Below are 14,770 nucleotides of genomic sequence, written 5' to 3' on the forward strand. Positions count from 1 at the left end.
CAATATCAATTCCTAAATATAACATAAAGAGCACCTCGTAGAGAAATATTTTAGATTGTGAGCCCACTCTACTAATAAGCGTTACCACCTTGTTGTATATTCGGAGAGAAGCTAAAAAGCAACCAACATCCAACTCATTCGTAAACTGCTTATTAGAGAGAGGTATCAGTCTTTCAAGTACGAGTTCAAAGACTCAAGGAGAGATCGATAATCCTCTCAATCTAATAATACAATTATCTCTGATTTTGAGAGATAAATAAAGAAGGTTTTATAGGTTTCCCTATTTGATAACCTAAATATATTATACAAGGAGAGTAAATATGTTAAATATAGGATGTCATTTATCCATATCGGATGGATATTATAAAGCAGCAAAAAAGGCAGTATCAATTGGAGCAAACACGTTTCAATTTTTCACAAGGAATCCCAGAGGTGGAAAAGCCAAAGATATTGATCTAGAAGATATAGAAAATTTAAAAGAGGTAATAAATAAAAATAGTTTTGCAGCATTATTTGCCCATGGAGCCTATACTATGAATTTATGTTCTAATAAAGAGAGAACTAGAAATTTTGCAAAGATGATACTAAAAGATGATCTAGAAAGGTTAAAGGAAATACCCAGCAGTTACTATATATTTCATCCTGGCTCTCATGTGGGACAAGGTACTGAAAAAGGCATAGAATTGATTGTTGAAGGGTTAAATGAAGCTATAACAGAAGATAATAATACCACAATTTTGTTGGAAGGTATGTCTGGCAAAGGTAGTGAAGTGGGAAGAAATATGGAAGAATTAAAGGCAATAATTGATGGAGTAAAACACAATAAAAATATGGGTATCTGTATAGATACTTGTCATTTATATTCCAGTGGTTTTGATATTGTAAATGATTTAGATGGAGTTCTTGACCATATAGATAGTATTTTAGGATTAGACAAAGTAAAGGCAGTACATCTAAATGACAGTAAGATGCCCTTTGCTTCCAATAAAGACAGACATGAAGTAATTGGAGCCGGTACTATTGGCAAAGATGCTATTATTAGAATAATAAATCATCCAAAACTCAAAGATTTAACATTTAATCTAGAGACCCCAAATGAGTTAGATGGTTACAAGGAAGAGATAGAAATGTTAAGACAAGCATATAGATATTAGTATTGTAAAAGGCTAAGATATTAATTAATATCTTAGCCTTTTATGTCACCTTATTGATTAATCGAGCTTATAAATCATCAATAAATATAAGACTCAAAATATACTAAAACATAATAACAAATATATAAAAAAAGAGAATTATTGTTAGGGTTTTTGAAAGGTCATTTTGAAGATTACTAATAGTATCCATAATATTACCAAAGATTGCTTATATCAATGTGTTCCCAAGCATAGATTATATTTTTATTAAAATCTGGGTATTTATCTTTGATTGAGTGTAATAATTTTTTCATATCTTCTCTATTAGTTTTTTTATCAAAGGGACAGAACTTGCCCAATCCTAAGGGTAAGTCTTCCATACTTACAACCTTAGTTATAGTTTCCTCTTCTAGATATATCAAAGGTCTAATCAATGAAATTCCTTTTTCTTTATTAAAAGAATTTGGTTTAAAAGTTGACATATAATTGGTGAATACTATATTTAAGAACATAGTTTCTACGGCATCGGAAATATGATGTCCAAAGGCTATCTTATTACAATTGTGCTTTTGGGCCAATCTTGCTATGGCACCTCTCTTAAGTCTTGAGCAGACAAAACAAGGGTTTTTGTCGCTTTCAAATGCTATTTTAGATATCTTTGTTTTTTCTTCTATATAGTCTATATTATTATCTATACAAAAACTTTTCACAGGAGTCATATCAATACCTATACCTATATCTATATGAAGTGCAGTAATATCAAAGTCTAAATGAGAATTGTTTTTTAATAGTATCAAACTATAGAGTAGAAATATACTGTCTTTTCCTCCAGACATACCTACTAATATAGAATCATTATTATCAATCATATTATATTTTTCTACAGCATTTCTTATATCATTTAAGAATAGCTTATTGTACCATTTTTTCATATTTATCATCCCTCTGCATATAAAAAATAGAAAGTCCCTAATATAATAGTGAACAATATAGATATTTTACCATAGAGCATGGAAATATAAAACATGAATTATAAATGGAAAAAAAGTTACTTTATTGATTTTATGGGTATATTTATACTGAAGTTTTCTATGATTATTGGAAAAGGGAGATTTTATGATAAGATGGGACGATAGTTTAATTTTGGGAGTAGCTGAAATAGACTCTCAACATAAGAAACTATTTGAAGAAACTTATGAGCTTCTTGATATGTGTAGTAAAGGAACAGGGAAATCTGTTATAGAAGGTAAGATAGCATTTTTAAAAAAATATGTTATAGAACATTTTGAATCAGAAGAGAGATTACATAGAAAATACAATTATCCCAATACTAGTGAACATAAAAATGCATATAAAATTTTTATAGAAAAAGTAAAAACTGTAGAGAAAGATTTTGCAAAGTCTAGACAGACATCTTCTGTTTTGATCAATGTTAATAGAATAATGAATAGATGGTTTTTAGAACATATAAAGAGAACAGATAAGGCCTTTGTAGAGTATATGAAAAGTAAAAAGTAATAAAAATAGACTAGCTTACAATGATTTAAGAATCATTATGGGCTAGTCTATTTTGGGAATTAAATATTTTATAGGATTTGGAGATATTACTAATTATAGTCCTTGACAAATTTGATAATATAAATGATAGAATTAGATTAATAAAGGTAGCATAAATTGTAATTGAAGTTGGTGAGAGATATGGATTTAAAAAATTATATTATAGATTCAAGTAAGAGGCATGATATAGATATAATAGGGTTTGCAGATGGAGAAAATATGGATGAACTCCAAAGTATATTGATGGAAAGACATATAAAAGGATATGAAACTGAATTTGAAGAGGATGATATATCTAAGCGAACAGATATATCATCTATAATGGAGGGAGCTAAGTCTATAATAGTTATAGGTATGTCATATAATACAAGTGAAAAATATCCTTATAAATTTCAAGGAGCAAAGGGATATATATCTAGGTCTTCGTGGGGTATAGATTATCACAAGGTTTTGAATGAAAGATTGAATAAGATAGCAGAGGATATAAAAAAAATAAATCACTTCAGATATAAAATATTTGTAGATACGGGACCATTGGTTGATAGGGAGATAGCAAAAAGGGCTGGTATAGGATGGTATGGTAAGAATTGCAGTATAATAAATGATGAATATGGTTCATTTATATTTATAGGATATATGATTACGGACTTAATATTGGAATCTTCACCAAAAGTTAATGGGAAATGTGAGGGTTGTGATATATGTATAAAAGCATGTCCTACTGGGGCACTAATAGATGGATATAAAATAAATGCTAAAAGGTGTATATCTTATTTGACACAGACCAAAAACAGAATACCCTATGAATTGCGCAAAAAAATGGGAATGAAGATATATGGTTGTGACACTTGTCAATTAGTATGTCCTAAAAATAAGGGAATAGAGTATGGTAACCATATGGAGTTTGTACCATCTATTTCAGAAGGACATATAAACTTGTTAGAATTTCTGGACATATCAAAAAAAGAATTCAATATAAGGTTTGGACATATGTCAGGGAGTTGGAGGGGTAAGAATATATTGAGACGAAATGCTATAATAGCCCTGGGAAATACAAAAGATAAAAAATATATTAATGTTTTAAAAAAATATATATATGATAAAAGTCCATTGATAAGAGAGTATACAGCATGGGCATTGTTGAATATAGACTATAATATGGGAAAATCTATAGTAGAAGATGCAATGGAAAATGAAAAAGAGGGCAAAATAAGGGAAGAAATGAAAAAGTTAATAATATATGTAAAGAAAGGGCAGGAATAGAGAGCTTATATATAGTATATATCTATATAAGGTATATTTAATAAGTTAAGAATTTAAAATTCTATGGGGAGTGATTGCTATGTCTAGTATTCATGAGTTAGGTTATTTAAAAGAGAAGATAAATGAGCTGAAGGATGAAGGAGTATATAGAAAACTTCCGATTTTAGAGGGTCCAAATGAAGCAGAAGTAATTTTAGATGGTAAGAAAGTTATAAACTTATCTTCTAATAATTATTTGGGGTTTGCCAACCATCCAAGATTAAAGCAGGCATCTATTGATGCTGTAAAGAAATATGGAGCAGGTTCAGGAGCAGTTAGAACAATTATTGGAAATATGGATATTCATGAAGAGCTAGAAGAGTTATTAGCAGAATTTAAAAGGGAAGAAGCAGCAATGGTATTTCAGTCAGGCTTTAACTGCAATGCAGGTACAATCCAAGCTATAACAGGGGCTGGAGATATTATAATTTCTGATGAACTAAATCATGCCAGCATAATTGATGGTACTAGATTGAGTAAGGCTGATAGGGCAGTATATAAACATTCAGATATGGATAGTTTGGAAAAGGTACTTAAAGAAAAGAGAGATAAATATAAGAATGCATTGATCATAACCGATGGTGTATTTAGTATGGATGGCGATATTGCAAAACTTCCGGAGATAGTGGATTTGGCAGAAAAGTACAATGCGATGACATATGTAGACGATGCCCATGGCTCAGGAGTTTTAGGAGAAAGTGGTAGGGGTACTGTGGACCATTTTGGACTTCATGGAAGGGTAGATTTTAGTATAGGAACACTATCTAAAGCTATAGGGGTTATAGGAGGATATGTAGCAGGTAGTAAAACTATGCAAGAGTGGTTAAATCATAGAGGAAGACCTATTTTATTTAGTACATCATTACCTCCAGCAGCAGTTGGTGGAATAATAGAGGCGTTAAAAATGCTTATGGAAAGCAGTGAATATACAGAAAAGCTATGGAACAATGCTAAATATTTTAAGGAAAAGTTAGGAGTATTGGGATTTGATACAGGACATAGTGAAACTCCTATAACACCAGTTATTATAGGTGAAGAAGCAAAAACTATGGATTTCAGCAAGAAGTTATTTGAGTTGGGAGTATTTGTATCTCCTATAGTATTCCCCACTGTTCCAAAGGGCACAGGTAGAGTAAGATGTATGGTTACTGCTGGGCATACAACTGAACAATTAGATAGGGCTGTAGATATATTTGAAAAGGTAGGGAGGGAAATGAAGATATTGTAAACGATCTAGGATGTATTATACATCTCCTTTTTAGGCATAGAAAAATATAAGTATTTATGAGGTGTAGAGATGGTGTCAGATGAAATAAAATATTTTTTATTAAACGCATGCAATAAGGATAAAGATAATTATAGAAATTTAATAAACGGTGATAAAACATATAACAATCAATGGTCATATATAGTAGAAATGATGATAGTCACTATAAAATCATTGATGCCATCTACTGAAAAGGTATCAGTAGAAATAGACTATAACAGATTAAATAAGGAAATGGATTTATGGATCAATTATAGGCATGGGACCAATGTCTCACTTAAAAATATAATGTTTAGAAGAGACAGTAAAATTTATTGGTCCCAGCAAGATATAAGTATATATGGAAGAATATTTATCATAACATATGTAAATAAAAATTATGGTGCGGTTGAAAGGGAAGTTATAAAAAACATATTGTATACTACAGGGAACATATCACAAATGATGGAAGGGATTCTATTATCGAGATTTTTGTTCATAATATTTAAAGGAGAGATTGATGTAAATAAAATAATAGATGAATTAAAACAATATACCATTTATTTGTCAAAGGAAGATATGGTGAAGAAATACAAGAAATATTTTAGATTTGAGACAGATACTTATGACGGTAATTATACTTTAGACTTTGAAAGGAATAAAATAAATGCCTTGAATATATTTCATGGAATGAAAGATAGATTAGGATTAGATATATTAAGAAGATGCATAGATATAATGACAAACAATCTATGTGTAGAAAATGAAAAAAATTATTTTGTCTATGGTTTTTATGGATTTGTTAAAAGAGAGTTTATACAAAATATTGATATAAAAGATTATGACTTTATAGAGAGTTTATGCGATTATTTAATAAAGTTAAAAAAGGGGAGAATTGACCCCAATGCTTTAAGCATAAATTCATATGAAATACCAGATGTTTTTGAATTTAAAGAAAAACAAAGATTTAAACATTCATTACTAGGTGAATGTAAAGTTATAAAGAGAAATGATGAAGGAGAATTTATATTATCATTTATAAAAAATAAAACTGGTACATATAGATTTTTTAAAAAAACACCCTAATTTAGGGTGTTTTAAATTCTAATTAATCTTCAAGGTATTTAATAAACTCTTCTTCACTGGCTTCGGCAAGTGCACTAAGTTCCTTTATTATATTATTTCTGAGTTCTATAAATTCATTGATATTTGTTTTTTCTCCAGTATATTTCAGGGCCTCTATAATCATTAACATGTTTTTTTTAGATATTTCTTCAATAGATATTTTATCAAATTGTTGCATATGTAATCTCCTTTCTTAAGAAAAATATTTTATATATTATCAGGGTCTTTATCATAAAAAATACGTTTACTTTTACTTTTAACTTTAAGGAGAAGTTCTTTAAGTCCTCTGATTTCACCTTTTATAAGGGATATGTCTTCTTTATCTATGTTATAATATAAAAATAAATCTTCAAATGCCTTAACCATATTTGCAAGTTCTCTATCTGCATCAACAAACATATTGAAATTTTGACTTTTTTTGGCGTTTTTGAATTGTTTAATATCTATAGAGATTAGATCTACTACTTCTTTTTCAGTAGTCAGATTTCCTACAGATATAAAATAAGGTTTGATTCTTTCAAGATCGAATGTATTATCGGGATTTAAATGATAAACATAGGATATATCTAGCTCACTTAAAGGACATTTCACATAAAACATAACTCCTTGAATAGAAATAACTTCACACCCTAAATCTCTTAATTTGTTTAAACATATTTCATGTTTAATTTGGCGAATAGTCATATATGACATAAAATATACCTCCAAATTATAATATAATTTAATTATAACATAGAGTATAACCTTTTTTATAGGAGTTAAGACTATTTTTTATAAGAAATTATGAGAATTGTTTAATTGATTTCAAATAAACATGTAAATTCTTATTTTTTATATCATATTATTTTCTTTTCTTGATAAAATTAAGGATTGTGATATAAGATATAGTTATTAGGATAAGCTATTATAAAAATTAAAAGGAAGGTATGGCAATGAAAGTATTATTAGTTGGAATTAATTCTAAATATATTCACTCTTGTTTGGCAGTAGAATATTTAGCAGCATATTGTAATGACTTAGATATAGATATACAAGTAGCTCAATATACAATAAACCAGACCGATGATTTTATTGTATCAGATATATTTAAAAAAGAGGCTGATGTGGTAGCTTTTAGTTGTTATATATGGAATATAGAAGAAGTATTAAAGATTTCTAATATATTAAAAATTGTTAATCCTAAGGTCAATATAGTATTGGGAGGACCAGAAGTTTCTTATGATGCTATAGATATAATGAAAATTAATGACTTTATAGATTTTATAATATATGGAGAAGGAGAAGAGACATTTAAAGATTTTTTATTACAAACATATTATGGAAAACCAGAGTATGAATCTGTATTAGGATTAGTATACAGAGATAATCAGGATATATATATGAACAAAGAAAGGCCATTAATAATGGATTTAGACACTATACCTTCTCCGTTTTGTGGTGATTTAAATAGATTCGAGAATAAAATTGTCTATTTTGAAAGTTCTAGAGGATGTCCTTTCAACTGTAAGTTTTGTCTATCTTCTACCATAAAAGGTCTAAGGTTTTTCTCCATAGAAAGGGTAAAAAGGGATTTAGCAAATCTTATATCAGCTGGAGTAAAACAGGTAAAGTTTGTTGATAGGACATTCAATGCAAGTAAGAACTATGCAATGGATATAATGAACTTTATAATGGAAAAAGGAGTGAAAAATATAAATTTTCATTTTGAAGTTACAGCCCATCTTTTAGACGATGAAATGTTACAATTTTTAAAGAAGGTACCAGAAGGGTTGTTTCAGTTTGAGATAGGAGTTCAATCTACAAAAGATGAGACATTGGAAGCCGTAGGGAGAGAATGGAATTTTGAAAGACTTAAGAGAGTAACAAAGACTATAAAATCCTATGGCAATATACATCAACATCTAGATCTTATAGCGGGATTGCCATATGAGGGATATCTAGATTTTAAAGATTCTTTCAATGATGTATATGAATTGGAGCCAGATAAACTGCAATTGGGCTTTTTAAAGCTTTTAAAAGGTTCAGAACTTAGGCGTGATAGTAGTCTTTACGGATTTAAATTTTTAAATGCGCCTCCCTATGAAGTTTTAGAGACTAATTTTATTGATTATAAAGATATGTTAAAATTAAAAAATATAGAAGATTTGGTTGAAAAGTATGGAAATGATAATAGTTTTAGGCACTCTCTTAGATTCATAATAAATAATTTTTATGAAACGCCATTTGATTTTTATGAATCCTTTTCTTTGTTTTGGGAATCAGATGGATACTATAATATATCCCATAGTAAGAAAAATCTATATAGCATATTGTATAGCTTTTATCAGAAGCATATTTTAGATAAAATTGATATATTTAATGAAATGTTGAAATTTGATTATTTATCTAATAATAAAAGTACTAACTTGCCAAAGGAAATCAAAAGGCAAGGACTTGAGTTTATAAAAACTAGGAGACATGAATTCTTAAAGAATAGAGCAAACATTTTGAAATACTTGCCTTTATTTGATGGTATTTCGACTAAGCAAATAATCAAAGAAGTATATTTTGAATTATTTGCACTAGATATATATAAAATTATACACAATAATTATGAAGTAGAGGGTTTAAGCTTATCTAAGGAAAATCAACATGTGATATTGTTTGACTATAGTTACAAGACGGCTGTATTTAATTACTGTAAACCTGTAGATGTAACTTTGGATTTTATGATTTAAGGAGGGAGTTTGATTGAATATATTACAAGATATGGTGTTTGTAAATAAAAAGGCGTTTAAAAAGAGTGGAAAATTATTTGTAGATAATTGGCCTATAATATTTACTGGATTAGCGTATACCACTATAAATATCATAATGTTTATGCTAGTAGGATTATTATTTAGGGGGGTATTGGGCATAATAGGTGGACTTATAGCAGTTATAGTAACTAGTGCCACTATATCTAATTATCTATATTTACTTAATAATATAATTTTTACAGGTAAGTTTAATTTTCAAGATTTTAAAGAGGGATTCAAGATATATTTGTGGAAGGTATATGGAGTTTTCTTTGTTGGTTGGATTTTTAGTATACTATTTAATTTAGCAATAGCCCCCATATTATATAGAATAATATCTCCATATATAGTTGGTACTGTAATAAATATTTTGTTACTCATAGTATTGAACCCACTACCTGAATCACTGTATCAAAAATATTATTCTCCTTGGGAGACAATAATGTATGCCTTTGAATTTATAAAGGAAAATTGGATTGAGTGGTTTTTACCCAATGTTGTACTTATGCTTCTATTATATTTAACGACAGGAAACTTTATTGCGGATATATTTGCAATACAGCATTCAATTGGATTTAGATTGGGGATAAAAGGAATTCTTTTATATATAATAGGTCAAATAATATTTTCCTTTATAATGATATTTAGAGGAGTTTTATTCCAGATGTTAAGTACTAGTACAAGGAGAAAAAGAAAATATATGAGAGATTTTTATGAATAATAGGAGGGTCATAGTGGAAACTATTGAAAAGTTTTTTAAAGAAAAGACGTCAGCATTGTCCTTTATAGAATTAAAAAAAGATTTAAACATAGGGGATATGGAAATAAAGGCAGATATTCCTTTACCTATTGTTGTTGATGAACTAATAACAGAAATAAAAGAGAATAGGGCACAAGAAGAATTAAAGATTTCTTCTATAATAGATGGCATTATATATTTAATAGGTGTAGATCCTGAATTTAAATATAATCATGAATATAGAGAGATGTTATATAAATATAATAAAGATATAGAAGAAATTATATATCTAAAAGGAATGAAATCTATACAAGATAGCAATATAGATGATGGTTTAATATATTTTAGGTCACTTATAAATTTAAATAAAAATAGTTGCAAGGCTCTTTATGGCTATGGTGTAGCATTGGAAGAAAAATCAATAATATATTTTAATAACAAAGATATAAAGAAGGGGGAAAAGTTCTTTATTAAATCTACTAATACATTTGAAGAGATATTAGATATAGATGAAGAATATTCCTTAGCCTATTATAAATTAGGATACCACTATCTGAATATGAAACAGTTTAAAAAGGCTCAAATAATGTGGGAAAAATTTATAGAAATAGATGAAGATGAAGATAGATTAGAAGAAATTAATCAGAAGATTATAGAAATACAAGATGATGTAGATTATGAAGAAGGATGTAATGAAATATTTATAGGTAATCCTCAAAGAGGAATTGACAAATTATTACCTCTAAAAGAAAAGTATACTGATTGGTGGAATCTTTTATTTATGATAGGATTTGCTTATAGGCAATTGGGTATGTATGATAAATCTAAAGAGCTATATGAACAAGTTCTTGCATTAAATCCTAATCAGTTGGATACATTGAATGAGTTAGGTTTGTGTTTAGCTTATATGGGAGATTTCAATGAAGCTATAGCGAAGTTTAGTAGCGCACTAAAGATGAAACCAAATGAAGGAGAGATATTGTGCAATAGAGCTATGACATATTTACAATTAGGAGATTTTAAAAATGCTGAAAAGGATATAGAACATGCCCTTAATATAAATCCAAATGATGAAATAACATTACAATGTAAGAGAGAAATAGAAAGACAGAAAACAGAGTAGATATTCTATTCTGTTTTTTTAAAAGCAATTATTCAAAAAAATTTTAAGAGTTACAAAAAGTTTGGAAAGATTCAAAATAGTATGTTAAAATAGTAGTTAAGAGATATTTAAAAATTAAACTTAATAGTGTGAGGTGATAGAATGAATAAGTTAAACGACCTTATGAAAGTAGTTAAAAACAAAAAAACTAAAAGACTTGCAGTTGCTGCATGTCAAGATGAAGAGGTTTTAAAAGCTGTAATTGAAGCTGCTGAAGATGATATAGTGGAACCAATACTTATCGGAGATATAGATGTTACAAAAAATATTGCCAGTGAAAATGGACTGGATGTAAATAAATATGAAATGATTGACTGTAAAGATTTACAGAAATCAGCTGAAATTGCAGTTAAGAAGGTTAAAAATAATGAAGCAGACTTTGTGATGAAGGGTTTAATAGATACATCCATTTTATTAAAAGAAGTTTTAAACAAAGAATATGGGCTAAGGACAGAGAGTTTATTGAGTCATGTAATGGTATATGAAGTGCCTGCATATCATAAATTGATTCTATTATCAGATGGAGGTATGAATATATCCCCAAGCATTGATGAAAAATTGAGTATATTAAAAAATGCAATAAAGGTAAGTCATTCGCTGGGATGTAAGCAGCCTAAAGTAGCTGTATTAGCAGCTAAAGAAAAGGTTAACCCTAAGATGGAAGCTACAATAGATGCTGAAAAATTAAAAAAAATGTGGATAAGTGAAGATGAAGAAAATACTGCTATAGTGCAAGGTCCTATGGCTTTAGACCTTGCCATATCAAAGAAAGCTTGTGAGGTAAAAAAATATAAAAGCGAAGTAGCTGGAGATGCTGATATATTAATAGTTCCAAACATAGAAATGGGAAATGGAATAGGTAAAAGTATGACATATTTTGGGCAAGGAAAGTCAGCGGGGATTATTATGGGAGCTAAGGTGCCTGTAGTTCTTGTATCGAGAGCAGATACCCATGAATCTAAACTGTATTCTATAGCTTTAGGAAGTGTTATTGCTTGATAAGTTAAAATATTAAAATAAAAATTAAAGAATAAAGGGGTGTAATTGATGAAAAAGCTTTTAACAGGTAATGAAGCTGTTGCAAGGGGTGCTTATGAAGCTGGAGTTACTTTTGCATCTGCATATCCCGGAACACCTAGTACAGAGATACTAGAAAATATAGCATTATATGATGAAATATATTCAGAGTGGGCACCAAATGAGAAAGTTGCAGTTGAAGCAACAGTAGGAGCGTCTATAGCTGGAGCAAGGGCTATGGCTGCTATGAAACATGTGGGTTTGAATGTAGCTGCAGATCCATTTTTTACATTTGCCTATACTGGAGTAAATGGTGGTTGTATTATAGTATCGGCAGATGATCCTGGCATGCATAGTTCTCAAAATGAACAAGATAATAGATATTTTGCTAAAGCTGCTAAAGTACCTATGTTAGAACCATCTGACAGTCAAGAGGCTAAGGATTTTGTGAAGGTAGGATATGAGATTAGTGAAAAGTATGATGTTCCTGTTCTTTTGAGATTGACTACAAGGATTTGCCATAGTAAAGGCATGGTTGACATGGATGATAGGAAAGATGTTGAAATTAAAGAATATACTAAAGATATTCCTAAATATGTAGCAGCTCCTGCCAATGCAAGGGTACTGCATGTTAAGTTAGAAGAAAAGCTTAAGGAACTTGAAAAATTCAGTAATGAGACAGAATTAAATAAAATTGAATGGAATGATAAGAAGATAGGTATAGTTACCTCAGGCATTGCTTATCAATATGCAAAAGAGGCCTTTGGTAAAGAGGCATCATATCTTAAACTAGGATTTACATTTCCGTTACCTAAAGATAAGATAAGGGATTTTTCAAAAAAAGTGGAAAAATTATATGTGATAGAAGAATTAGAACCATATATAGAAACAGAGATTAGGGCAATGGGTATAGAAGTTACTGGTAAGGATAAGCTTCCAGTAGTTGGGGAATTAAATCCAGACATTATAGCCAAGACCTTATTGGATGATATAACACCGATTATAGATATGGATGAAGATAAAGTAGTAGGTAGACCTCCTACAATGTGTGCGGGCTGTCCCCATAGAGGATTTTTCTATGAATTGAGCAAGAAAAAAGATGTGGTAGTAACAGGAGATATAGGATGTTATACATTGGGAGCATCACCACCATTATTAGCTACTGATACAGTAATATGCATGGGTGCCAGTATAAGTGCAGGTCATGGTTTTAAACAGGCTAGCGAAAAGAATAATAGATCTAAAAAAGTCTTTAGTGTTATAGGAGACTCTACATTTTTCCACTCTGGAATCACTGGATTATTGGATATAGTTTATAATAATGGAAATGTCACAGTGGTAATCTTGGATAATAGGATTACTGGTATGACTGGACATCAAGAAAACCCTGGTACTGGTTATACAATAAAGGGAGAGCCTACAGAAGAAATAGATTTGGTAAAACTTTGTGAAGCAGTAGGCATAAAAGATATAAATATTATAAATCCATTGGATTTAAAAGAAACTAGAGAAGCTATAGACAGATCTATGTCTTTGGATAAACCTAATGTTATTATAACAAAATGGCCTTGTGTTCTTAAAAAAATGAAAGCTGAAGAAATTGAAGAATATAAATTAAATGATAGAAAGATTTGTTATGTTGATAATGAAGAATGTAAAAAATGTAAGATGTGTTTAAAGGTAGGCTGTCCAGCTATTTCTTTTGATCCTTCTGTTGGTGCTATAATAGATGATGCTATGTGTGTAGGATGTGATGTGTGCTTACAAGTCTGTCCATTTGGAGCAATAAAGAAAACAGAGTAGTGCTATAGAAGGGGGATACCATGACAGTTTATTATGTAGATCATAATGTATGTAGAAAATGCAAAATGTGTCTTAGGATAAGGTGTAAGGCAATATCTTATGATGAAGTCCAAGGAGCTCAAATTTCTGAAGATGTTTGCAATGGTTGTGGGAAATGTAGTTTAATATGCCCGATGGGAGCAATAAAGAAGGTAGGTGGATAATATGTCAAAAGTCACTAATATATTATTGGTAGGGGTAGGTGGCCAAGGAATAATATTGGCTAGTAAGATACTTTCTGCTGGTTTGATAGATGTAGGTTATGATGTGAAAATGTCAGAGGTTCACGGTATGGCGCAGAGAGGAGGCAGTGTAACTACCCAAGTAAGATATGGGGATGAAGTCTATTCTCCGATTATTGGTAAAGGTCAGGCTGATATAATAGTAGCATTTGAAAAAATGGAAGCTATGCGCTGGATAGAATACGTAAGGCTAGATGGTAAATTAGTTATAAATGATTATTCTATTCCATCGGTTCCTATTTTGACTGGCGAAGCTGATTATCCTGAAGGTATAATAGAAGAATTGAAAGATAGGATAGATACAACAGTAATCAATGCTGTTAATGTAGCTAGGGAAATAGGAAATGTAAAAACTCAAAATATCGTGATGTTAGGTGCTTTAGTTGAGGCCATTAATCTAGATGAGGTTAAATGGGAAGATGTAATTAGAGATCAAGTGAAAGACAAATTTGTTGATATAAACTTAAAGGCCTTTGATAAAGGTAGAGAGCTGTTAAAATAGTATTTATTTAAAAAATGGAGAAGAATTCTTCTCCATTTTTTAAATAAAAATAAATTTAATGTTGACAAACAAAAACAAACATGCTAGTATATTAAGAGTCGGCTGCGACAGACAGCCAAAACAAAT

The 14,770-nt window shown here is 29.8% G+C and carries 15 protein-coding genes; 12 read left to right on the forward strand and 3 right to left on the reverse strand.

Annotated elements, in window-relative coordinates; translation table 11 throughout:
- The first annotated feature begins 320 nt into the window (after nucleotides 1–320).
- A complete protein-coding gene (locus Q326_RS0113565; protein ID WP_026895877.1) occupies nucleotides 321–1,154 on the forward strand; it encodes a deoxyribonuclease IV in 834 nt (277 codons plus the stop codon).
- 194 nt (nucleotides 1,155–1,348) lie between these two features.
- Here the strand turns inward: Q326_RS0113565 and Q326_RS0113570 are convergent, their stop codons facing one another.
- Nucleotides 1,349–2,074 carry a tRNA lysidine(34) synthetase gene (locus tag Q326_RS0113570; protein ID WP_026895878.1) on the reverse strand — a complete coding sequence of 242 codons (726 nt, stop codon included), beginning with the start codon at nucleotides 2,072–2,074 and terminating at the stop codon, nucleotides 1,349–1,351.
- Between the two features lie 175 nt (nucleotides 2,075–2,249).
- Here Q326_RS0113570 and Q326_RS0113575 point away from each other — a divergent pair, with 175 nt between their 5' ends.
- The 4 genes from Q326_RS0113575 (at nucleotide 2,250) to Q326_RS0113590 (ending at nucleotide 6,324) form a co-directional block, all read left to right on the forward strand.
- Complete coding sequence (locus Q326_RS0113575; protein WP_026895879.1) at nucleotides 2,250–2,651, forward strand: bacteriohemerythrin; 402 nt, start codon at nucleotides 2,250–2,252, stop codon at nucleotides 2,649–2,651.
- A 180-nt stretch (nucleotides 2,652–2,831) separates the two neighbouring features.
- Nucleotides 2,832–3,953, forward strand: coding sequence for a tRNA epoxyqueuosine(34) reductase QueG (gene queG / locus Q326_RS0113580; protein WP_026895880.1), 1,122 nt, complete (start codon nucleotides 2,832–2,834; stop codon nucleotides 3,951–3,953).
- A 79-nt stretch (nucleotides 3,954–4,032) separates the two neighbouring features.
- A complete protein-coding gene (locus Q326_RS0113585) occupies nucleotides 4,033–5,220 on the forward strand; it encodes a glycine C-acetyltransferase (RefSeq protein ID WP_026895881.1) in 1,188 nt (395 codons plus the stop codon).
- Nucleotides 5,221–5,289: 69 nt separating this feature from the next.
- A complete protein-coding gene (locus Q326_RS0113590; RefSeq protein ID WP_156936317.1) occupies nucleotides 5,290–6,324 on the forward strand; it encodes a hypothetical protein in 1,035 nt (344 codons plus the stop codon).
- Nucleotides 6,325–6,346: 22 nt separating this feature from the next.
- Here Q326_RS0113590 and Q326_RS0113595 read toward each other — a convergent pair whose 3' ends face one another.
- Both Q326_RS0113595 and Q326_RS0113600 read right to left on the reverse strand, forming a co-directional pair.
- Complete coding sequence (locus Q326_RS0113595; RefSeq protein ID WP_026895883.1) at nucleotides 6,347–6,541, reverse strand: hypothetical protein; 195 nt, start codon at nucleotides 6,539–6,541, stop codon at nucleotides 6,347–6,349.
- A 29-nt stretch (nucleotides 6,542–6,570) separates the two neighbouring features.
- Complete coding sequence (locus Q326_RS0113600; RefSeq protein WP_026895884.1) at nucleotides 6,571–7,056, reverse strand: hypothetical protein; 486 nt, start codon at nucleotides 7,054–7,056, stop codon at nucleotides 6,571–6,573.
- A gap of 239 nt (nucleotides 7,057–7,295) precedes the next feature.
- On the opposite strand from Q326_RS0113600, the gene Q326_RS17445 reads away from it, so the two are divergent.
- The 7 genes from Q326_RS17445 (at nucleotide 7,296) to Q326_RS0113635 (ending at nucleotide 14,644) form a co-directional block, all read left to right on the forward strand.
- Entirely contained in the window at nucleotides 7,296–9,080 is a 1,785-nt protein-coding gene (locus tag Q326_RS17445) for a B12-binding domain-containing radical SAM protein (RefSeq protein WP_034602351.1), read from the forward strand.
- 13 nt (nucleotides 9,081–9,093) lie between these two features.
- Nucleotides 9,094–9,861: a hypothetical protein gene (locus Q326_RS0113610; RefSeq protein ID WP_026895885.1), complete on the forward strand. Its 768-nt coding sequence runs from the start codon at nucleotides 9,094–9,096 to the stop codon at nucleotides 9,859–9,861.
- Between the two features lie 13 nt (nucleotides 9,862–9,874).
- Nucleotides 9,875–11,002: a tetratricopeptide repeat protein gene (locus tag Q326_RS0113615; RefSeq protein ID WP_245592114.1), complete on the forward strand. Its 1,128-nt coding sequence runs from the start codon at nucleotides 9,875–9,877 to the stop codon at nucleotides 11,000–11,002.
- 141 nt (nucleotides 11,003–11,143) lie between these two features.
- Complete coding sequence (locus Q326_RS0113620; protein WP_026895887.1) at nucleotides 11,144–12,040, forward strand: bifunctional enoyl-CoA hydratase/phosphate acetyltransferase; 897 nt, start codon at nucleotides 11,144–11,146, stop codon at nucleotides 12,038–12,040.
- 48 nt (nucleotides 12,041–12,088) lie between these two features.
- Nucleotides 12,089–13,861 (forward strand): indolepyruvate ferredoxin oxidoreductase subunit alpha, encoded by a 1,773-nt coding sequence (iorA, locus tag Q326_RS0113625; RefSeq protein WP_026895888.1) that lies wholly within the window; start codon nucleotides 12,089–12,091, stop codon nucleotides 13,859–13,861.
- A 20-nt stretch (nucleotides 13,862–13,881) separates the two neighbouring features.
- On the forward strand, nucleotides 13,882–14,064 hold the full coding sequence (locus Q326_RS0113630) for a 4Fe-4S binding protein (protein ID WP_026895889.1): 183 nt from the start codon (nucleotides 13,882–13,884) through the stop codon (nucleotides 14,062–14,064).
- Nucleotide 14,065: 1 nt separating this feature from the next.
- Nucleotides 14,066–14,644 (forward strand): indolepyruvate oxidoreductase subunit beta, encoded by a 579-nt coding sequence (locus tag Q326_RS0113635; RefSeq protein WP_026895890.1) that lies wholly within the window; start codon nucleotides 14,066–14,068, stop codon nucleotides 14,642–14,644.
- Nucleotides 14,645–14,770 lie beyond the last annotated feature (126 nt).

It is taken from the genome of Clostridiisalibacter paucivorans DSM 22131 (genome assembly GCF_000620125.1).
In the GTDB taxonomy this organism is placed as follows: Bacteria; Bacillota; Clostridia; order Tissierellales; family Clostridiisalibacteraceae; genus Clostridiisalibacter; species Clostridiisalibacter paucivorans.